This is a genomic window from Aeromonas enteropelogenes, from assembly GCF_000819845.1.
Classification (GTDB): domain Bacteria; phylum Pseudomonadota; class Gammaproteobacteria; order Enterobacterales; family Aeromonadaceae; genus Aeromonas; species Aeromonas enteropelogenes.
Genome location: NZ_CDCG01000011.1, coordinates 59,225 through 80,464, shown reverse-complemented (window position 1 = coordinate 80,464; position 21,240 = coordinate 59,225). Strand labels below are relative to the sequence as shown.

Sequence of the window (21,240 nt, the reverse complement as noted above, 5' to 3'; positions counted from 1 at the left end):
CGGCAAGACCATGACAGCCCTTACATTCAGGCAGGCAGGTCGATCCCCGCCTCCCGCATCTGCGCCAGCTTGTAGCGCAGGGTACGCGGGCTGATGCCGAGCCGGTCGGCCACCTCCTTGCGACTGCCGTTGCAGTCCTGCAGAGTGTCGAGAATGATCTGGTGCTCCTGCTGTTTGAGCTCGCTGCCTAGGCGATCCCCGCCATAACTGCGATCGGGCATGGCGCCCATCTCCTGCTCGTCCACCTCTTCCAGGATGAGATGCGCCTCACCGATGACGCCGTCCGGGCTCAGGATGAGGGCACGCTGCACCACGTTGTCGAGCTCGCGCACATTGCCGGGCCAGGGGTGGGCCAGCAGACACTCGCATGCGTCGGCCTCCAGTTGTGGCGTTGGCAAGCCCTGCTGGCTGGCATGCAGCGCCAGCAGGTGTTCCGCCAGCGGCAGTATGTCGCCGGGGCGCTCGCACAGGGATAACCAGCGCAGCGGAAAAACGTTGAGGCGGTAGTAAAGGTCTTCACGGAACAGGCCATCCTGCACCGCTTTTTTCAGATCCCGGTTGCTGGTGGCGATGACCCGCACATCGAGGGGGATCATCTTGCGGCTGCCGAGCCGCTCCACCTCTTTCTCCTGCAGTACCCGCAGCAGCTTGGCCTGCAACCCGAGATCCATCTCGGTGATCTCGTCAAGGAGCAAAGTGCCTCCCTGGGCCTGCTCGAACTTGCCCGGGCACCCCTGCACCGCGCCGGTGAAGGCCCCCTTCTCGTAACCGAACAGGGTCGCCTCCAGCATGTTTTCCGGAATGGCGGCACAGTTGATGGCGATGAAGGGCTGCTCGGCGCGGCTGGAGTTGTCGTGAATGTAGCGGGCCAGCACCTCCTTGCCGGTGCCGCTCGGGCCGGTCACCATCACGGTCGCCTCGCTTCTGGCCACCCGGGTCGCCAGCTGGAACAACTCGGCGGTCTTGGGATCGCCGTAGACCACTGCGCGTTTTTCCACTTTCTGGGCCGGCACGTAACGGCTGACCTGATTGAGCAGCACCTCGGGCGAGAAGGGCTTGGCCAGGTAGTCGATGGCCCCCTCGCGCATGGCGCGCACCGCGCCGTCGATGTTGGCGTAGGCGGTCATCAGGAGCACCGGCAACTGCGGATATTGCTGGCGAATGGTGGCCAGCAGGGTCAGGCCATCCATGCCCCCCATCTGGATATCGGAGATCACCATGTCAAAGTTCTGGCGCGAGAGGGCAAGCAGGGCCCGCTCGCCGCTGTCCACCTCGCGGCACTCGTAGCCGCCGAGCAGCAGGGTATCCACCAGCGCCTCGCGCAGGCCATTGTCATCTTCAACTACCAGGATCCTGGCCTGTGTCATGCTACACCTCCAAGCTGCACCGACTGCTGATGCAGGGGGAACGACAGAGTAAAACAGGTGCCTTCACCAGGCACGGAGGCCACGCTGACCTCCCCCTGGTGGGCACGTACGACGGATTGCACCACCGCCAGTCCAAGGCCTGTGCCCTGGGAGCGGGTGGTAAAGAAAGGTTCGAACACCTGGCCGAGCTGATGACTCGGGATCCCCTTGCCATTGTCGATGACGCGCATCTCAACCCGGGAGCCACTGCGCACCGCACTCACCAGCAGCGAATCGGCCCCCGCCTGCTGGGCGTTGGCGATCAGGTTGTTGATGGCTCCCGACAGCGCGTTGCTGTTGGCCAGCAGGCAGAGATCGGGCTCCGGCGCCTGTATGTGCAGCTCGCATCCTTGCTGCAGGCAGAAGGCCTCGGCCCCCGCCTGCACCTCGGCCATCAACCCCTGCACCGAGATGGGGGTAACCACCTGATTGTCGCCGTTGCGGGCAAACAGCAGGATGTCGTTGATCTGCTTTTCCAGATCCTTGAGCCTGTCCATCAGCTTTTGCTGGAACTGGCTGCGGGACTCGGGCTTGAGGGTACGGTTGGCCAGGTTGGCGCCATAGAGCATGGCGGCGGAGAGCGGCGTGCGGATCTGGTGGGCCAGTGAGGCCGCCATGTTGCCAAGGGCCGACAACCGCTTCATGTGGTTGACGCGATCCTGCAGCTTGCGGGTCTCGGTGAGATCGTTGATGAACACCAGCTGGCCTGGCTGATCCGGCAGGGGCTGGGTCGAGAGCTGGACCCGGCGACCATCACGCAGGGAGATCTCGTGGCCGTCATCTTCCCGGGGCTCGAAGCAGCGGGCAATGACCTGACGCCAGAGTTCCCCTTCCAGTGGCTCCCCCAGCAGGGAGAGCGCGGCCGGATTGGCCCGGGTGATCACCCCGGCGCCATCGAGCAGCAACACCCCGGTGGGGAGTGCCGTGAAGATGGCGTAGAGCTGGCTCACTTCGTGGGACTGGAGTGGCATGTCCTGCTGCAAGATTGTCATAAAGCTGACCTCAAACTGGCAATTTGGTCAGCTCATTCAATTTTCATGCCACTAAATTAAATTAATTAAAACAAAGAATTAAAGACAGGCGTCAAGGCATTGACCCTCAGCCCTCCTTGCTCATCCCGTACTTTTTCATCTTCTCGACCAGGGTGGTGCGACGCATGCCGAGCAGGTCGGCGGCGCGGGCCACTACCCCCTCCTGGGACTCCAGGGCCTGGCGGATCAGCTCCACCTCGAGGTCGGCCAGCATCTCCTTGAGATTGACTCCCTCCTCCGGCAATTGCATGGAGCGGGCCGAGCTGAAGGCGTGATCCAGCTCCGGCGGATCCTGGAATACGGCGGCCAGCGCATCGCGCTCGTCCATCTCGGTCAGCCGCTCGTCCCGTGGCTCGCAGGGCAGCAGGCGGTAACGGCTCGGCAAATCCGCCACATCGACGATCTGGTGCGGATAGAGGATGAGCAGCCGCTCCAGCAGGTTGGAGAGCTCGCGCACATTGCCGGGCCAGGGGTACTGCATCAGGGACTCCATGGCGCGCTGGGTCAGGCGAATGAAGCCCTGGTGCTGCTCCGCATGGCGGTTGAGCAGCTCCTGCAGCAACAGGGGAATGTCATCACAGCGATCCCGCAGCGGCGGCGTCTCGATGGGGAAGACGTTGAGGCGGTAATAGAGATCCTCGCGAAAATCCTGGGTGCGGATCATCGCCTCCAGATCCCGGTGAGTCGCGGCGATGACACGCACATCGGCCTGGATGGGCTTGCCGCCACCGACTCTGTCGAACATCCGCTCCTGCAATACCCGCAGCAACTTGACCTGCATCGGCATCGGCATGTCGCCGATCTCGTCGAGAAACAGGGTGCCCCCCTGGGCCAGCTCGAAGCGACCACGGCGAGCGGCGATGGCACCGGTGAAGGCCCCCTTCTCGTGGCCAAACAGCTCGCTCTCGAGCAGTTCGGCGGGAATGGCGCCACAGTTGATGGGCACGAAGGGACCGGCACTGCGGGTTGATAGTTCGTGGATGGCCCGTGCCACCACCTCTTTACCGGTCCCGGATTCCCCCAGGATCAGCACGTTGGCATCGGTCTCGGCCACCTGACCGATGAGGCGGCGCACCTCCTGGATCCCCTTGCCCTTGCCCACCAGCAGGCGCAGCAGAGCCTGACCCTTGTCGTGGGTCTGCTGGCGAGGATGCAGGGAGACAAACGCCTGACAGAAATGCAGATGGCGAGTGAGGGATTCGTAAGTGATGGGGGCCTGCGCCACACCGATGAAATTGCTGTTGTCGAGATCGGCATCGTTCAGGGAGAGAAACGGTGTGCGGGGAAAGGCCGCCAGCAGCTCGGGCAAGGGGCGCTCCGTCAGCTCACCCACCAATACCCCCTGCAGCGGGCCGGCGGATTCGATGGCAACGTCGAGGTCCCCTTCGGCCACATCCTGCCACGGGATCCCCATGAACGAGAGCACTGTTTCCAATTGCTGACGCCGTGCTTCATCGGCATCAACAATCAACACGCCCATCTCCACCATATCCACCTCTCGCGATTACATAGCTAACTTATTGTTTTATTTGATTATAAAACGCTCGTTGACGGTTCCTTTGCGGCACACAAAGTGCCAAAAATCCGACACATTGTCAAAAATTGTCGTAGTCAGGGTAAGTGTATCGACACAAAGAGGGGAGAAGATAAATTTTGCCAACGATTTTTTTGCGCAAGCAGAAACGGGGAAAACGGCCCGCCAGGCGGGCCGTGTCGGCACTCCCGACAAGCTCAGTGACGGGAATGGTGAGGAGCTGCGTAACGGCACTCGGGAAAACGACTGCAGGCGAGAAATAGCCGGCCGGCATGAGGGCCTTTTTTGGCTTCCCGCTCCACCAGCGGGGCATCGCAGCGAGGACAGTGGGGGGCGTCTTGCTCCTCATCATCCTCCGGATCTTCGAACAGCAGAGCGGCCAGCTCCTCTTCTGCTGGCTCGGACACGACGGTTGTCCTGGTGACAGCCAACTCGGGTTCGGTTGACGGCAGCCCGGCCAGGGGGACGGCCCGCTTGTGCTCTTTGCCTTCCACATCGACCCCATCGAGCAACAACGGGTTGAAGGTAGGTTCTCGCCGCTCCCCGGGCAGCAGCTCATCGGCCTGCGGTTCACGCCTCTTGGTCAACAGCGGCTGAAGCTGCTCGCGCAGATCTTCCACCAGATAGTGGCTGCCTGCGGGGATCTGCAGCAGGGGAAAACCGGCGCCGTCACAGGCCGCCTTCAGGAAGCTGTCACGCACCTTGCGCTTCTGGTGACGGGGGCCGCTGTCATCTAGCTCGATGGCACAGACAAAAGAGAGATCGGCGGGATGGCACAGCAGGTAATCAAAATGCTTGCCCCCTATCTTGCCCGCGTACTGCTGCCATTTGCCCTTGCCAAGAGCGGCCTGTGGCGCCAGCACATCGGCCACCGGCACCTTGGCAAAGACCCTGGCCTGTTCCCCTGCCGCCTGTTCCAACACGGTGAGAAAGGCCCGTTCGGCGGGGTTTAGCAGGGTCTCCTGCAGCTCATAGGGCAGACGCTGCGGGCGCCGGCCCCGACGCCAGACGATCGCCAGCACGAGCAGCGCCAGCAACAGCAAACCCGAAAGGATGAGGATATTCATGAAAACGCGATCCAGTTCACGACACGACAGGGCGCTCACTCTACCACAGCCGTCGTGGCACAAGGCAGCCGGCAATTGAGGTGGATAAGCAAAACGCCCCGCTTTTTGTCCTTTTGCCTGCGGACGGGGCTTCATATGGCCTGCCACAGCAGGCACAATGCTAGGGTCGGTTGAGATGACGTTGCACTCGCGACGACATCCCGTCCGGACCAAAAACCATTCCAAGGAGAGCAGGATGCAAAAGCAATTGGTGGTCACCGTGATCGGTGCAGACAAACCCGGGATCGTCGAAAGCCTGGCGGCCGTCATCAGCCGCGAGCAGGGCAACTGGCTGGGCAGTGCCATGAGTGAATTAGCGGGCCAGTTTGCCGGCATCCTCCATGTATCGGTTCCCGAAGAGCACTATCGCAGCCTGTGCGAGGCGCTGGCCATGCTGCCAGGCCTCACCATCAGCTTCGCCGAAGGAACCCCCTCGGCAGAGCCAGTCAACCAGATGATGATGACGGTCACCGGCAACGATCGCCCTGGTATTGTCCACGAGGTGGCCAGCATCTTGCGCCAGCTCAACATCAACGTGGCCGATCTCACCACCGGCTGTGAACCGGCACCCCATTCCGGCGCCCCGCTCTTCTATGCCCACGCGCTGGTCGCCCTGCCAGACGAGCTCGAAATGGAGACCCTGATCGGCGCACTGGAGTCCCTCTCCGACGATCTGGTGGTCGATATCGACGAGGGGTTTGGCGAGTAATATTTTTGTCATTGAACTGTCATATATTCACGCCATACCAGCCCCTAAAACGGATCGACACAGAGGCACAAGATGAGCACCGACAAGCTGTATGAAGAGAAAGAGCTGAGCTGGCTCTCATTCAATGAACGGGTGTTGCAAGAGGCGATGGACAAGACGGTGCCCCTCATCGAGCGGGTCCGCTTCCTCGGGATCTTCTCGTCCAACCAGGACGAGTTCTTCAAGGTGCGGGTATCTGACGTCAAGCGCCGCATCCTGATCAACGAGGTACACGGCGGCGATGACGAAGCCAAGGTGTTGCTGCGGGCCATCCAGCAGAAGGTGATGGCCCTTGGCGAGGCGTTCGACAACACCTACAAGGAGCTGCTGATCGCCCTGGCCCGCCACAACATCTTCCTGGTCAACGAGAACCAGCTCTCCGAGAACATCCAGAAATGGCTGCGGGTCTTTTTCCGGGAGAAGGTGTTGCGCCACATCATCCCGATCCTGCTCAACAAGGAGGTCAACCCGGTCAAGTTCCTGAAAGACGAGTACACCTATCTGGCCATCGAGATGAAGAAGAATGGCCAGGTGATCCAGTACGCCCTGGTGGAGGTACCCACCGACGATCTGCCCCGCTTCTTCCAGCTGCCGCCGGAGGGCACCCGGCGCAAGAAGCAGATCATCATCCTGGACAACGTCATCCGCTTCTGTCTGGACGAGATCTTCAAGGGCTTCTTCGATTACGACGAGATTGCCGCCTATGCGGTCAAGCTGACCCGAGATGCCGAGTATGACCTCTCGGATCAGCTGGACTTGAGCCTGGTGGACAAGATGAGCGATGGCCTGAAGCAGCGCCTCACCGCCATGCCGGTACGCTTCGTCTACGAGCGTGAGATGCCGGCCGCCATGATCAGTTTCCTGAAGCTCAAGCTGCAGATCAGCTCCTACGACGCCATCATGCCCGGCGGGCGCTATCACAACTTCAAGGATTTCATCGGCTTCCCCAACGTGGGGCGGGACTATCTGGAAAACCCCAAGCTGCCGGCCCTGGAGTGCCGCGACTTCGACGGTTTCGTCAATGCCTTCGACGCCATCACCAGGCAGGACATACTGCTCTACTACCCGTACCACAAGTTCCACCACTTCACCGAGCTGGTGCGCCAGGCGGCGTTCGATCCGGCGGTCAGTGCCATTCGCATCAACATCTACCGGGTCGCCAAGAAGTCACGGATCATCCACTCCCTTATCGATGCCGCCAACAACGGCAAGAAGGTGACGGTAGTGGTGGAGCTGCGCGCCCGTTTCGATGAGGCGGCCAACATCGACTGGGCCAATATCCTGACCAATGCGGGAGTCAAGGTGGTGTTCGGGGTACCGAGCCTCAAGATCCACTCCAAGCTCTGCCTCATCACTCGCCACGAAAATGGCGAAGCGGTGCGCTATGCCCACATCGGCACCGGCAACTTCAACGAGAAGACCGCCAAGATCTACACCGACTTCTCCCTGCTGACCCGCCACCCGGACATCACCGCCGAGGTGGAGAGCGTGTTCGAGTACATCGAATACCCCTATCGGCGCTACAAGTTCAACCACCTGCTGGTCTCCCCCATCAACAGCCGCCGCCAGCTCTACCGGATGATCGACAACGAGCTGGCCAATGCCAAGGCGGGCCAGCCCAGCGGCATCACTCTCAAGATCAACAACCTGGTGGACAGAGACCTCATCAACCGGCTCTATGCCGCCAGCCAGGCCGGGGTGCCCATCCAGATGATCATCCGCGGCATGTGCGCCCTGCGCCCGGGTGTGCCGGGTCTTAGCGACAACATCCGGGTCATCAGCATCATCGACCGCTTCCTCGAACACCCGAGGGTGATGGTGTTTCACAACAAGGGCAATCCCCAGCTCTACATCTCCAGCGCCGACTGGATGAGCCGCAACATCGACGGGCGGATCGAGGTGGGCACCCCCATCTATGACGAGCGGCTCAAGCAGCGCATCCTCGACATTCTCGAGCTGCAACTGAGTGATACCTGCAAGGCGCGGGTCATCGATGCCGACCAGAAGAACGAATACGTGAAGCGGGGCAACCGCCGCAAGATCCGCTCCCAGGTCGCGATTTACGACTACCTCAAACGTATCGAGGCCAACAATGGACAATAGTCTGTATGCCGCCGTGGATCTCGGCTCCAACAGTTTTCACATGGTGATCGCCCACCTCTCGGAGGGGCGCTTTCGCATCGTCGATCGCATCAAGGAGCGGGTGAGGCTGGCGGAAGGGATGGATGAACAAAAGCGGATGAGCCCGGAGGCGATGGCCCGCGGCCTCGCCTGCCTGGCGCTGTTTGCCGAGCGGCTCACCAACATCAGGCCGGAGCATATCCGCATCGCCGGCACCTATACCCTGCGCCGCGCCAGCAACGCCCGCGAATTTGTTAGCGAGGCGGCCAAGGTGCTCAACCACCCCATCGAGATCATCAGCGGTCAGGAGGAGGCGCGCCTCATCTATCAGGGAGTCGCCCATACCCAACACATCGGGGGTCAGGTGCTGGTGGTGGACATCGGTGGCGGCAGCACCGAGCTCATCGTTGGCGAGGGGTTCGAACACAAGGCGCTCACCAGCCGCAAGATGGGTTGCGTCAGCTTTACCCAGAGCTTCTTTGCCGGCGGCAAGCTCACCGAGAAGGCCTTCACCAGCGCCGTGCTGGAGGCCCAGCACCAGCTCGCCCCCATCATCAACCAGTACCGCAAGCTCGGCTGGCAGAGCTGCCTCGGCAGCTCGGGGTCGATCCGCACCGTGCGGGACGTGCTGCAGGGGGAAGGCTGGACCGACGGCGGTATCACCCTGGCGGGGCTGGAGCGACTCAAGGCCGAGATGATTGAACGCAAGCGGGTGGACAATCTCAAACTGACCGGTCTTTCGGAGGAGCGCCAGGAGGTGTTCGCCGCCGCGGTGGCCATCCTGCTCGGGCTCTTTACCTCCCTGCCCATCGAGCGGATGGAGTACTCCGACGGCGCCCTGCGCGAAGGCTTGCTCTATGAATTCGAGGAACGGCTGCAGCACCACGACATTCGCGAGCGCACCGCCCAGGCTCTCGGGCTGCATTACAAGATGGACAAGAGGCAGGCGGCCCGGGTCGAGCAGAGTGTCTTGGCCCTGTTCGATGCCTTGCAAGTGCCCTGGCTGATGCCGACCGAACCCTATCGCGCCATCCTCGGCTGGGCGGCGCGGCTGCACGAGATTGGCCTTGCCATCAACTACAGCGGCATTCACCGCCACTCCGCCTATATCCTGCAGCATACCGACCTGCCCGGCTTCAACCAGGACGATCAGGCCCTGCTGGCGGCCCTGGTACGCTTCCAGCGCAAGGGGCTCAAGCTCGCCGAGCTACCCGCCCTGCCCAACCACGACGAGCAGACGGTGCTGCGCTGCATCCGCATCCTGCGCCTCGCCGTGGCGGCCCATCACAAGCGCCAGGATGACCTGCTGCCCGAGCTGCACGTGCAGGCGGCCGGCGATCAACTGGTGGTCAACCTGCCCGCCAGCTGGTGCGAGGAGAACCGGCTCCTGATGCAGAACCTCGAGAAAGAGCAGCGCTACTGCCAGGAGCAGGGTTGGCCCCTGCTGTTTCACCTCACCTGACAAACCGGTCACTCACAGCAAAGCAAAAAGGCAGCCACTGGCTGCCTTTTTGCTGACGGGCTTCTTGCTTACACCCCCTGCAGTTGCGGCAACAAGAGCTTGGCAATTTCGAAGTAGATGATGAGACCGGTACCATCGACCAGGGTGGCGATGAAGGGCGCCGACACCACGGCCGGATCAATCCTAAAGCGACGCAGCACCATGGGGATCACCGAAGCGACGGTGGCGCTCCACAGCACGATGGCGATGATGGTCAGGGTCACTACCAGTCCAATCTCGGGCCCAACCCCCAGGCTCCAGGCCCGCACCCAGGCGGCCAGCGCGATGGCCAGGGAAATCAGCACGCCGGTAGATAGCTCCTTTCTCAGCACCGAGCCCAGATTGCGCAGGCTCACCTCCCCCACCGCCATGGCACGCACGATCGTGGTGGTGATCTGGGTGCCACTGTTGCCACCGGTGCCGATGAGCAGCGGAATGAAGAAAGCCAGGGCGATGACCGCCTCCAACTGCTCTTCAAACGCCCGCAACACAGTGCCGGTGTAAGCTTCGGCTACGAACAGGACCAGCAGCCAACCTACTCGCTTGCGCCACAGCTGCCAGGGGGTCGCCTGCAGATAGGAGGTATCGAGGGGCGATGATCCCCCCTGCATCTCGGCATCCTCGGTGGATTCGCGCTCCAGAATGTCGGCGGCATCGTCGAGGTGAAAGATCCCCACCAGGCGCCCTCTATCCTCCACCGGCAATACCTGGAGGTCACGGTCGATCAGCAGGCGCGCCGCCAGCTCCTGATCCGCGCGGGCATTGATCCGCACCGCTTCCCTGTCCATCAGGGTCGCCACGCTCGCCTGGGGATCGGCGATCAACAGCGCCTTGAGGGAGATGCTCCCCAGGAGTTTGCCCTCCCCGTTGACGACGTAGATTTGGCGAAACAGCCTGGCGTTGTCCCAGGCATCGTGGAGCAGTTGCCGGGCCCGGCCTGCAGAGTCGGCTTCCCGCACCGCCAGATACTCCTGGCGCATGTTGGCCCCTACCGATTCGGTGGGCCAATCCAGCAGGGCCTCGTACATCTCCCTGGCCTGCGCCGGAAAACGCTCGAGCAGGCGGGGGCGATCCTTGCGACCCAGTTTGCGCAATATGGTCACCATCTCCCGGCGGGGAATAGCCTCCTGCAGCACGCTGACGATGCTGCCATGCAACCTCAGCAGCAGGTTGCCGGCACTCTCCGCCGGCAGCGCCCCCAGCAGGGCGCCCCCTTGCGTGACCGGCAGGGTGTCAAAGACACAGTTGAGCTCTTCGGCCTTCAGGGTCAGCAGTTGATCGGCGCGCTGGACCGGATCCAGATTGTGCGCCAGCCAGCCCTGCAGGGCCGCCAGATCGAGCAGTTGATGACGATTGAGAAGGGTGTGTGTTTTCTTCATCACAGATATCCTCATGTGATTTCAGGCAAGCCTGAACACATCCGGCAGGGCGCCGGATGCGACGACAAGAAAACAGCAATTTGATTGACGAGTAATAGGCAGGAAATGACGCCGTTCGGCGTGCCATCATCCCCACGTACCAGCTTTAGCACTGCATAACGTATCCGGCATGCCGGAAGCCACTTGGGTTGACACCTTAATCCGATGAAAACTGTCCTGATCTTGGGCGTCTCTGGACGTCGTGAGATCAGTGGCCTGTGTTTATACAGGAGCCTCGCCTAACGAGATGCTGCAAATAATACGCACAACCCCTGTTGTGCGGGCGGCATCATCAGGCAATCGGCCAGAGGGGTCAACCCAGGGCGCGGCAAAAATAGCCATACGCAACAGCTTGTTACAATTACCGGCGGATTGGGTGTGAGGCGGGATGATAAAAGGCCCCGAAGGGCCTTTTATCATCGAATGCATCAGCGGATGTAGTCGAACAGGGTCAAGCGGCTTATCTTGCTGAACGAGAGCTGGGAGGCGCTCAGGGCGGCGTCCTCCTTGGCCAGAGTCGAGATCACATCGTAGAGATCCGCTTCCGAGACCTTGGCTCGCGCCTCGGTATTGAGGGTGCTGAGCCCCTCGTTGGAGTTCATCACCTGCTCCAGGCTGTTCATCCGGCTGCCGAGATCCCCCAGCCCGCGATCCATGTTGAAGCGGGCGTTGTTCATGTGCACGCTCGCATCGGCCACCGACAGCTGGAAGTTCTCCGGGGTGATGGAAGGATCGCGCAGGTCGTTGATGAAGTTCGACATGCCGTTCAGGATATTGTCGTTTTGCGGCGGATCCAGCACCAGCTCCTGGGCGGCACCGCCAGCCGGCAGATCCAGGGTCAGCTCCATCCCGTTGAAGGGGATCTTGTTGCCCGCCACATAATCCCCCGACTGCACCGGGTTGCCTCCAGCATCCAGGATCTCGTAGGTATCCGGGGTACCCGCCGTGGTAGTGATGGTGTACTTGTTGCTGGCCAGGGAAGAGTCGTAGTTGTTGCGGTAGAAGCTGTCGAAGTTGCCCTGATCGGCGATCTCCACCTTGAGGTTGCCGGTAGTGGCGCTGGCGGTCCGGCGGGTGGCCACGATCTGGAACAGCCCCTGGCCCGAGTCGTTGGCCGCGATCTCGACGGTGGGCGAGACCTGGATGTTGCGCTGGCCCGTATCCCCCTGAAACACATAGTTGCCGCTCGCATCCTTGATGAAGGGCTGGTTCTTGCTCTGGTTGCCCCCGAAGATGTACTCCCCCTGGGAGTTCTTGCTGTTCATCAGGTCGAAGATCTGCTGTTGCAGCCCTTCCAGCTCGCTGGCGATGGCCTTGCGGTCATCGAAGCTGACCGCCGAGTTGTTGGCCTTCTGGATCAGGGTCTGGGCGCTCATCATGGCGGTGTTGATGGAGCTCAGCACCGTCTCCTCGTGACCCAGGCTGTTCTCCAGCAGACTGCCGTTGATGCCGTACTGCTTGAACAGGTCGATCTCCTTGGTGAGGGCCATCTTCTGGCTCATGCCGGAGGGATCCTCCCCCGCCGTCTTGAACTTGTTGCCGGTCTGCAACTGCTCATAGGCGTTGGCGATCCGCTCGTTGGCGTTGTTCAGTGAGCTGAGGCTGCGGTTGTAAATCATGTTGGTGGTGATACGCATGAACTTACCTCACGGAAGAGAGCAGGGTGTCGAAGATGGTCTTGGCCGTGCTGACCACCTGGGCCGAGGCGGCATAGGATTGCTGGAAGCGGATCAGGTTGGCCGCCTCCTCCTCCAGGTTGACCCCTGACACGCTTTCGTAGATGCCGGAACTCTGGATAAGCTTGGCCTCGTTGGCCTTGAGCTGGGTGCGCGCCTGGCTGGTGTTGTTCCCCACCCCCATCACCAAGCCGGAATAGGCTTCGTTGAAAGTCATCTTGTCGTTGCTGGTATTGCCGCTGCTGCTCTTGCGCACCAAATCCTTGTTCTGCAGCTCCGCCAGCGCCAAGCCGTTGCTGTTGTCGGCAAAGCCATCCTCGTTGTAGCTGATGGTGAAGCTGTCCTTAGGCTCGACCGTTCCAGTGATGCTGAACTCATAGCCCGGCGTCTGCTTGGGATCGCTGTAGACAGGCGTGCCCGCCGGGAAGGGGTTGACGATGGCCCCCATCAGGTTCTGCCCCTTGCTGGAGGCGGGGGCTACCCCGATCAGGGTGGTACCGTCTTTTGCGTAGACTTCGTAGTTGCCGGCACTGTCGATCTTGATGACCTGGGGCGCGGCCGGATCCAGGCTGTTGGCGCCGAAGCTCGAACCGGTACCGGTGTTGAAAATGCCGTTCAGCTTGATCTCGGCACTGCCAAAGTTGTTGCTGTCCTTGTCCCCCTTGAGGGGCGACGCCAGGGCCAGATCTTCGGGCCGGGTGATCAGTTGCTCCACCCCGGCCGCGGCATGTTTGGTGGGTTGCAGCAGCAGCTTGTCGCCGGCGGCAGGCGCCCCGGTGAGATCCACCGAGAGACCATGGCCCGGGATCTCGAAAGTCGTCGGCGGTGTTGTGCCCGTGGTGATGGAGGTACGGTTGCCGTCCTTGTCCAGGGAGAAAACCTCGTATCCGGTCGCACTGCTGAACTGGATCTCGTAATCGAAGGTGGTCACCTCTCCCCCCTTGCCGGGCACGAAGTTGACCGTGGCCCCCGCCGTACCGGCGTTGTCGCTGTAGGGCAACCCCTTGCTGCTGGGCAGGGAGAAGATGTCGCCGCCGATCTCGTTGTCCAGATCCATGCCGAGGTGGTTCTGGCGGTTCATGGCATCGGCCATGGCAATGGCCAACTGGCCCAACTCACGCTGGGTCGGTTCCAGATCGTCGCGGGCGGCAAACAGACCGCCCAGGGCGCCGCCAAAGATGGTGTGGTCGATATCGGCCTCATTCTTGCCCATGGTCAGCTTGAGCTCCAGGGAGCGGGAGTCCGGATCGCCGGCCACCGTCTGGAACTGGGCCACGCCGCCGTCGAGCACCAGCGAATGACCGGTGCTGAGGTTGACCAGCATGCTGCCATTGGCCTGGGGCACGGTACGGATGTCCATCTTCTCGGAGAGCTTACGAATGGCCTCGTCCCGCTGATCGAACAGCATCAGGTTCTCTTCGGGGGAGCCCTGGGTGCGCAAGATGGCCTGGTTGAGGTCATTGATGCTGTTGAGCAGGCTGTTGACCTGCTTGGTCTCGTCCTCGATACGCTTGTTGATGGTATCCATCTGGGTGTCGAACTGACCGGAGAGGGTGTGGAAGCGGTTCACCAGATTGCCGAGTTCGGTCATGGTGGTCTTGCGCCCGCCAATCTCGGCTGGGGATTCGTTGGCGGTGTGAAACGCCTTGAAATAGGAGGTAATGGCCGTACCGACGCTGTTGCTGGTATCCCCGAGCAGGCCGTCGACGGTGGAGAGCTGTTCAAAGCGGGTGGCGGAGGCGTGATAGGCCGAGGTGTCACGGCGCATTTCCCCCTGGGCGTAACTGTTGATGACCCGCTCGGTCACCATGTCCCCCGTGCCCAATCCGATGGAATTGGTATAAACCAGCGTCCGTTCGCGCACATAGCCCTGGCTGTTGAGGTTGACTATGTTGTTGCTGGTGGTCTGCAGCAGGCGTTGCTGTGCCAGCACGCCCGAGGTACCAATTCCAAGCAGATCGCTTGCCATACGTTACAGCTCCCTTTCGTTGTATTGGGCAATGGCATCGCTGCGCAATACCTGTTTCAGTTTCCTGGCATAGTGGGGATCCGTGGCATATCCCGCCTGCTGCAAGGCTTCAAAGTAGCGGTCCGGACTGTCCACCTTGGCCAGCGCCCCCTTGTAGCGGGTGCCCGAGGTGAGGAAATCCACGTAGTCGTTGAAGCTCTCTTCAAACGATTCGTAAGAACGGAAGGCGGCCTTCTGGCGCGAGGCCACTCCCTGTTCATACTCCAGCGTGCTGACCACGGTTTTCGGCCCCTGCCAGCGCGGATCGGCCTTGATGCCGAACAGGTTGTGGGTTATCTGGCCTTCGCCATCCCGGATCACCCGCTTGCCCCAGCCACTCTCGAGGGCGGCCTGGGCCACCAGCACCGCCGGGCTCAGGCCCAGCTTGTCGGCCGCCTTCTTGGCCAGCGGCATCAGGCGGTTGACGAACTCCTGCGGCGTGTCAAAACCCTGGCTGCCATCCTGCGCAGTCGCGCCAGCACTGTGTCTAGGGCCCATCGGGGGCACGGTGCGGTGAGTCCGGCGCGGCGCGGCAAGGTCACGTTTCTCTTGCGCCATCTCCTTTTCAGCAAAATCTTTGCCAACTTTTGAGGCTTCAATCAAATCGTTGGCGGCAGCGGTAGGCGGCTGATAGGGCTTGTAGACCCGCTCGGTGCGCTGGGGCATCTTGAGGATGCGGCCATCGCTGTGGGTGAAGGTCTCGGGCGAAAGCTGTTTGGCCACCATGTTGGCCAACCCCAGGCCCCCCTTGCTGGACATGTCGGCAACCCGCTGCTCGTCGAGCATCCCCTCATAAAACTGGGTATAGCTGCTGCTCATCGGGTTGTCCTGGGTCAGCACCTGGTTGGCCTGGCGCATCCCCTTGAACAGCATCTGGGTAAAGATGGACTCGAACTGACGGGAGGCGGCCTGCAGCGCTTCTGCTTTCCCCTCCTTGCTCTCGCTCTGGCTCATCTGGCGCAGGCGATCCAGGTTCTGGATATCCTGTACGACCCCGAGATTCATGCCGCTGTTGCTGTCAAATTCTGCCATTTCTCATACCTCATTGCCGCCCACGGCAACCCCTTGCCGCTTGTTACAATATGACCAGTTGGCCCTCGATGGCACCCGCCTGCTGCAGCGCCTCGAGGATCGCCATCAAATCGCCGGGGGCCACCCCGACCTGATTCACGGCCCGCACCAGATCGTCGAGGGTCGCGCCGGTATCCAGCTTGAACATGCGTCCCTCGGCCTGCTGCACATTGATGGTGGAGTTGTTGGTGACCGCCGTCTGGCCGCCGGAGAGCGGATTGGGCTGGGACACCTGCTGGTTTTCCGCGATGGTGACCGTCAGGCCGCCATGGCTGACGGCGGCCGGCTTGAGGCGTACCTCGCTGCCGATGACGATGGTACCGGTGCGGGAGTTGACGATGATCTTGGCCGCCTCGTTGGCCGGATCCACCTCCAGGTTCTCGATGGTGGCGAGATAGGAGACGCGCTGGCCCGGATCCCGCGGCGCATAGACCTGCACTGAGGTCGCATCGAGGGCCTGGGCCGTGTTGGGGCCGACCAGATCGTTGACCACGTCCGCCAGACGGCGGGCGGTAGTGAAGTCCGGGCGATTGAGGTTGAAGGTGATGGTATCCCCCTGGCTGAAGGAGTTCGGTACCTCCCGCTCCACAGTGGCGCCATTGGCGATACGTCCCACGGTCGGGGTGTTGATCACCACCTTGGAACCATCGGCCCCCTCGGCCCCCAGACCGCCAACCACCAGGCTGCCCTGGGCGACCGCATAAACCCGGCCATCCAGCCCCTTGAGGAAGCTCTGCAGCAGGGTGCCACCACGCAGACTCTTGGCCTCGCCGATGGCGGAAACGGTCACGTCTATGGTCTGCCCCGGCTTGGAGAAGGGGGGCAGATCGGCATGGATGGCCACCGGCGCCACGTCCTTGATCTTGGGCTTGATGTTGTCCGGTACCTTGATGCCGAAGTTGTTCAGCATGGTACGGAAGGTCTGCTCGGTGAAGGCGTTGTTCTTCTCGCCGGTACCGGGCAGGCCCACCACCAGGCCATAGCCGATCAGCTGGTTGCTACGCACCCCTTCCACCGAGCTGATGTCCTTGATGCGGGCGGCGTGGGCCGCCCCCAGGGGCAACAGGCAGCAGAGCAGGGCCACAAGACGCAGTGACTTCATAACATCTCCTAGAGCGGCCACCAGGGACCATTGAAAAAGCTGGTGAGCCATCCCTGCTCCTGGCTATTGGCCAGATCACCGGTGCCGCCGTAATAGATGCGGGCATTCGCCACCTTCTGGGAGGAGACGCTGTTCTCCGAGGAGACATCCTCGGGACGAATGAGACCCGTGATGCGGATATATTCGTTGCCGTTGTTGAGCATGATCCACTTCTCACCGCGCACCAGCAGGTTGCCATTGGGCAGTACCTTGGCCACGCTGACCGAGATGTTGCCTTGCAGACTGTTGCTCTGATCCGCCTTGGCCTGCCCCTTGAAGGCGCTGTTCTGGCCGATGTTGGCGGAGAGATCGTAGGGGCTGGCCGTCACCGGCACGCCACCCAGGGTGACGGTATCCAGGTTGAACTTGTTGTCCTTGCCACTCTGGGTGTTGGCCTTCTTGGACGCCGAGGTCGATTCGGCGAGCTCGATGGTGATGATGTCACCCACCTTGTGCGCCTTGATGTCCGAATAGATGCCATTGACCTGATCCGGTTGAAAAATGGCTCCGGTGGGTTTGACCGATACCGGCTCCGACTCCCCGTAGACGGGAGAAAACTCGGGGTCATCCGGTCTGGGTGTATAGGGCGTGGACGAGCAGCCCCCCAGCACCAGTAATCCCAGCATCCATACTGCTTTCATTCTGGACCTCCTAATTAGGTTCGCTGGATCAGGAAGGACGTCATGGAATCGACGGCGGAGAGCACCTTGGAGTTCATCTCGTAGACACGCTGTGCCTGGATGAGATTGACCAGCTCCTCGGTCACGTTGACGTTGGAGGTCTCCAGCATGCCCTGTTTGATCACCCCGATCCCGTCAGCCCCGGCAGTGCCCTGAATGGCCGCGCCGCTGGACTGGGTCTCGACAAACATGTTCTCCCCCATCGGCTGCAAGCCGGTGGGGTTGACGAAATCCGAGATATTGATCTGGCCCACCACCTGGGAAGCACCATCGCCCTTGAGCTGGACCGAGACCTGGCCATCCTCCCCCACGGTGACGCTCTGGGCATCCTGCGGGATCTGGATTTCGGGCTGCAGGGGATAACCGTTGCCCGGGGTCACTATGGTCCCCTCATCGTTCAGGGTGAACTGGCCATTGCGGGTATAGGCGGCGCTACCATCCGGCAGCTGGATTTCGAAATAGCCGCGGCCGCTGATCATCAGGTCCAGCGAGTTGTCGGTGGTCTGGACGTTGCCCTGGCTGTGGTTCTTCTGGGTCGCCACCACCTTGGCACCGGCCCCCAGCATCAAGCCGGAGGGCAGCTCGGTATCCGCCGAGGAGCGGCCACCTGGCTGGTTGATGTTTTGATAGAGCAAATCCTCGAAGATGGCCCGCGACTTCTTGAAGCCGACGGTGCTGGCGTTCGCCAGGTTGTTCGAGGTGACCGAGATGTTGGTCTGCTGGGCATCCAACCCGGTCTTGCTGATCCAGAGTGCAGGATTCATGTAAAACTCCTTGATTAGCTGATACGCAGCAGCTGGGTTTGGGCCTCGTCATTTTCCTCGGCCGTCTTCATGATTTTGACCTGGGTTTCGAACTGACGTTGCAGCCGGATCAGGTTGGTCATCTCGTCAACCACATTGACGTTGCTCCCCTCGAGGGAGCCGGCAATCAGGCCGACATTGGCGGAGGCCGCCTCGTTCTGGCCATCCTTGCGGCGAAACAGGCCATCCTGCCCTTTCTCCACCGCATCGGCGGCCGGGTTGACCAGCTTGATCCGCTGGAAATCCTCCGGCAGGTTGGCTGCGGCCCCTTCGGGACGGCCACTGATGGTGCCATCCCGGTTGATTTCGATCTTTTCCATTGGCATCGGCAGCACGATGGGGCGGCCACCGTCATCCACGACGTTGAGCCCGGTCGAAGTCTGCAGATTGCCCGTGGCACTCACCTGGAGGTTACCCATGCGGGTAAAAGCCTCTCCCCCCTTGGGGTCCTGTACCGCAATCCAGCCCGGGCCATCCACGGCCACGTCCAGATCCCGCCCGGTCGTCATCAGCATGCCGTGTTGCAGGTTCTGACCCGGCCGCTCCGTCATGGCAAATACCCGTGACGGCAAGCCTTCGCCAAACGCCTGCATGCTTCTGGCCTGCTCAAAATCAGACTTGAAGCCGATGGTGTTGGCGTTGGCCAGGTTGTTGCCACGAACAGCCAAACTGTTCATGTTCTCCTTGGCCCCGGACATGGCGATGTAAAGCAGGTGATCCATGGGATCCTCCGTCAAACAGATGACTCTGAGGGGATAACTGCAATTTGGATGCCAACAGCGTAAATTTGGCTCGGTGACGGGGTGATTTGCGGATAGTCGAAGGCGGGACAGAAAAGCGCGAGGCGCCTAAAGGCGCCTCGCTATCAGAGAGATCAGCGGATCTGCAATATGGTCTGCTGCAGTGAGCTGTTGACTTCCAGCGAACGGGAGTTGGCCTGGAAGTTGCGCTGCGCCGTGATGAGGTCCACCAGCTCGTTGGTCAGGTCGACGTTGGACTGCTCCAGTGCCGACGACTTGATGCTACCGAAAGTACCCGAGTTGGGCGTACCGGGCAGAGCGGCGCCAGAGAGCAGGGATTCGCGCCAGGAGGTGTCCCCCACCTGGGTCAGCCCCTGGGAGTTGGCAAACTTGGCCATGGCCACCATGGCGACCTTGACCGTAGTTGCGTTGCTGTAGGTGGCGGAAACGATGCCATCCGGGGTGATTTCGACCTTGGTCAAGCGACCGACGGTGGAACCATCCTGTGTCAACTTGTTGACTTCGAACGGAGAGGCATACTGAGTGACGGTGCCCAGCTTGATCTCCACCTGCTGGGTCGGATCGGCGCCGTTGGTAATGATGCCGGCACCACCGGCCCCCAGCGCTTCGGTCGTGATGACGGCAGGGCTGGTCGGGGTGATCATCTTGCCATCGGCCCCAAACTGGATCTTGGCCCCCTGTGGCGCCTGGTTCAGGCCGGTGGCCATGGTCGGGGCAGTCCCCCCCACGATATCGATGGGCTTGTCCCCTTCATACAGATACATGCGCCAGGAGGTGGGATCGGCCGGTTTGGTCAGATCGGCCGGATCGGCCTCCTTGATGAAGTACTGGGTGATGGTATGGGGTTCACCCAGCGAGTCGTAAACCACGACTGAAGTCGAAGAGGAGTAGGTTTTCGAATCTTTCGGATCAAAGGTCGAGGCATCCGCGGCAGCATTACCCGCCGGCAGCGGGGTCGCGGTTGAAGGCAGGTTGAAGCTCGCTTCTATCTTGCTGGTCTGAACCGGCTCACCGGCCCGATCCGGGATCTGGATCGGCTTGGTCGCATTGATGCTCACCGCCTTGGGGGTGCCGTCATCATTGATCTCGTAGCCTTGCAGATAGTGGCCCTGGTTATTGACCATGTAGCTGTTTTCGTTGAGCTTGAAAGCCCCGGCACGAGTGTAGGTGCGATCCAGGTTGGTCAGCCCGTCAGAGGTCACGAAGAAACCGTTGCCCTGGATGGCCAGGTCCAGCGAGTTGTTGGTGAACTGCAGCGCCCCCTGGTGGAACTGCTGCGCCACCGCACCTGTTGCCACACCGTTGCCGACCTGGGTCTTGGCGTTGACGAAGATGGAGTTGGCATAGACGTCAGCAAACTCGGCACGTGATTCCTTGAAGCCGGTAGTGTTGACGTTGGCGATGTTGTTAGCGGTGACGTTAAGGTCTTTCTGTGCCGCGTTGACACCACTTAAAGCGTTGTTAAATGACATGTTCAGCTCCTTAAATCACTGCTGAGGAATTAGGTGTAGTTGGTTGCGTGGGGGTTGTTTCAGGTTTGCTCTTGGTGCCGGAGATCTCCAGGATATCCGTCAGCAGGATGGACCCAAGCCCTTGGAGCTGAACCCGGGTGGGAGAAGCCGAGCTCCCCAGGGTCACACTCTCTACCTGGCCGTAAGTCAGTGCAGGTATGCTCTCTGATTTGCCACTGGCATCGGTACCACTGACTTTGAACTTGTATTTGCCGGCTGGAGCAGGCTTGCCATCCTTGTCGGTACCATCCCAGGTGAACGGCACGTTGCCCTGCTGCTCACCATTGATGACGAAGTCCTTGATGACCTGACCCTTTTCATCCTCGACCGTGATCTTGAGGTTGGAAAGCTTTTGCCCGCCGACTGCCGCCACACCGGAAACCTGGCCATCTGTATCGAGATAACCGGTATCCGAGGGAATAAGGACGCTCTGCCCCACCAGTGACGACGCCTGCAATGCCTGGCTGGAGGTCATCAGGTCGTTGAGGCTCCCCATCTGGGTCGACAACTGGTTGATGGCATCCGACGTCGACATGGAGGTCATCTGCGACAGCGTCTGGGCGTTATCCACCGGCTTGAACGGGTCCTGGTAAGAGAGCTGCATGGTGAGCAATTTCAGGAATGACGCCTGATCCAGCTCTTTTTTCGGGGTCGAGGTGGAGCTCGCAGTCTGGCTTGTCTTACTAACCCCGCCCAGCGTATTGGTGATATCAACCATGTGGCA

General features: G+C 61.1%; 17 protein-coding genes and 1 riboswitch. Of the genes, 3 read left to right on the top strand and 14 right to left on the bottom strand.

Annotated features, from left to right (window positions below; translation table 11 throughout):
- Positions 1–26: 26 nt before the first annotated feature.
- The 4 genes from BN1123_RS03825 to BN1123_RS03810 form a co-directional block, all read right to left on the bottom strand.
- Positions 27–1,367, bottom strand: coding sequence for a sigma-54-dependent transcriptional regulator (locus tag BN1123_RS03825; protein ID WP_042025454.1), 1,341 nt, complete (start codon positions 1,365–1,367; stop codon positions 27–29).
- A complete protein-coding gene (locus BN1123_RS03820) occupies positions 1,364–2,398 on the bottom strand; it encodes a sensor histidine kinase (RefSeq protein ID WP_042025453.1) in 1,035 nt (344 codons plus the stop codon). Before BN1123_RS03820 ends, BN1123_RS03825 begins: the two co-directional genes overlap by 4 nt.
- A 106-nt stretch (positions 2,399–2,504) precedes the next feature.
- Positions 2,505–3,926 carry a sigma-54 dependent transcriptional regulator gene (locus BN1123_RS03815; protein ID WP_042025452.1) on the bottom strand — a complete coding sequence of 474 codons (1,422 nt, stop codon included), beginning with the start codon at positions 3,924–3,926 and terminating at the stop codon, positions 2,505–2,507.
- A gap of 242 nt (positions 3,927–4,168) precedes the next feature.
- Positions 4,169–5,038, bottom strand: coding sequence for a DUF2726 domain-containing protein (locus BN1123_RS03810; RefSeq protein WP_042025451.1), 870 nt, complete (start codon positions 5,036–5,038; stop codon positions 4,169–4,171).
- 235 nt (positions 5,039–5,273) lie between these two features.
- Here BN1123_RS03810 and BN1123_RS03805 point away from each other — a divergent pair, with 235 nt between their 5' ends.
- From BN1123_RS03805 to ppx, 3 genes are all read left to right on the top strand, one after another.
- Complete coding sequence (locus tag BN1123_RS03805) at positions 5,274–5,786, top strand: glycine cleavage system transcriptional repressor (RefSeq protein ID WP_042025450.1); 513 nt, start codon at positions 5,274–5,276, stop codon at positions 5,784–5,786.
- A gap of 72 nt (positions 5,787–5,858) precedes the next feature.
- Positions 5,859–7,928, top strand: a complete 2,070-nt coding sequence (gene ppk1, locus BN1123_RS03800; RefSeq protein WP_026456854.1) for a polyphosphate kinase 1 — start codon at positions 5,859–5,861, stop codon at positions 7,926–7,928.
- Complete coding sequence (ppx, locus tag BN1123_RS03795; protein ID WP_042025448.1) at positions 7,918–9,408, top strand: exopolyphosphatase; 1,491 nt, start codon at positions 7,918–7,920, stop codon at positions 9,406–9,408. The genes ppk1 and ppx overlap by 11 nt, the downstream gene beginning before the upstream one ends.
- Before the next feature lie 68 nt (positions 9,409–9,476).
- Here ppx and mgtE read toward each other — a convergent pair whose 3' ends face one another.
- The 10 genes from mgtE to BN1123_RS03745 all read right to left on the bottom strand — a co-directional run bounded on the left by mgtE (position 9,477) and on the right by BN1123_RS03745 (position 21,234).
- Positions 9,477–10,826 carry a magnesium transporter gene (mgtE, locus tag BN1123_RS03790; protein ID WP_042025447.1) on the bottom strand — a complete coding sequence of 450 codons (1,350 nt, stop codon included), beginning with the start codon at positions 10,824–10,826 and terminating at the stop codon, positions 9,477–9,479.
- A 123-nt stretch (positions 10,827–10,949) separates the two neighbouring features.
- Positions 10,950–11,119, bottom strand: a riboswitch (M-box (ykoK) riboswitch).
- A 174-nt stretch (positions 11,120–11,293) separates the two neighbouring features.
- Positions 11,294–12,502, bottom strand: coding sequence for a flagellar hook-associated protein FlgL (flgL, locus tag BN1123_RS03785; protein WP_042025446.1), 1,209 nt, complete (start codon positions 12,500–12,502; stop codon positions 11,294–11,296).
- Positions 12,503–12,506: 4 nt separating this feature from the next.
- Positions 12,507–14,510 carry a FlgK family flagellar hook-associated protein gene (locus BN1123_RS03780; RefSeq protein ID WP_042025445.1) on the bottom strand — a complete coding sequence of 668 codons (2,004 nt, stop codon included), beginning with the start codon at positions 14,508–14,510 and terminating at the stop codon, positions 12,507–12,509.
- A 3-nt stretch (positions 14,511–14,513) separates the two neighbouring features.
- The gene (flgJ, locus tag BN1123_RS03775; RefSeq protein ID WP_042025444.1) at positions 14,514–15,581 is read right to left on the bottom strand and encodes a flagellar assembly peptidoglycan hydrolase FlgJ; all 1,068 of its coding nucleotides are present in this window, start codon (positions 15,579–15,581) and stop codon (positions 14,514–14,516) included.
- 43 nt (positions 15,582–15,624) lie between these two features.
- Complete coding sequence (locus tag BN1123_RS03770; protein ID WP_042025443.1) at positions 15,625–16,722, bottom strand: flagellar basal body P-ring protein FlgI; 1,098 nt, start codon at positions 16,720–16,722, stop codon at positions 15,625–15,627.
- Positions 16,723–16,730: 8 nt separating this feature from the next.
- Entirely contained in the window at positions 16,731–17,402 is a 672-nt protein-coding gene (gene flgH, locus BN1123_RS03765; RefSeq protein ID WP_026456464.1) for a flagellar basal body L-ring protein FlgH, read from the bottom strand.
- A 14-nt stretch (positions 17,403–17,416) separates the two neighbouring features.
- Complete coding sequence (gene flgG, locus BN1123_RS03760; protein ID WP_026456463.1) at positions 17,417–18,205, bottom strand: flagellar basal-body rod protein FlgG; 789 nt, start codon at positions 18,203–18,205, stop codon at positions 17,417–17,419.
- Between the two features lie 14 nt (positions 18,206–18,219).
- Positions 18,220–18,966, bottom strand: coding sequence for a flagellar basal-body rod protein FlgF (gene flgF, locus BN1123_RS03755; RefSeq protein ID WP_026456462.1), 747 nt, complete (start codon positions 18,964–18,966; stop codon positions 18,220–18,222).
- Between the two features lie 152 nt (positions 18,967–19,118).
- Complete coding sequence (gene flgE / locus BN1123_RS03750) at positions 19,119–20,477, bottom strand: flagellar hook protein FlgE (RefSeq protein WP_026456461.1); 1,359 nt, start codon at positions 20,475–20,477, stop codon at positions 19,119–19,121.
- A gap of 10 nt (positions 20,478–20,487) precedes the next feature.
- Entirely contained in the window at positions 20,488–21,234 is a 747-nt protein-coding gene (locus tag BN1123_RS03745; RefSeq protein WP_042025441.1) for a flagellar hook assembly protein FlgD, read from the bottom strand.
- Between the last annotated feature and the right edge of the window lie 6 nt (positions 21,235–21,240).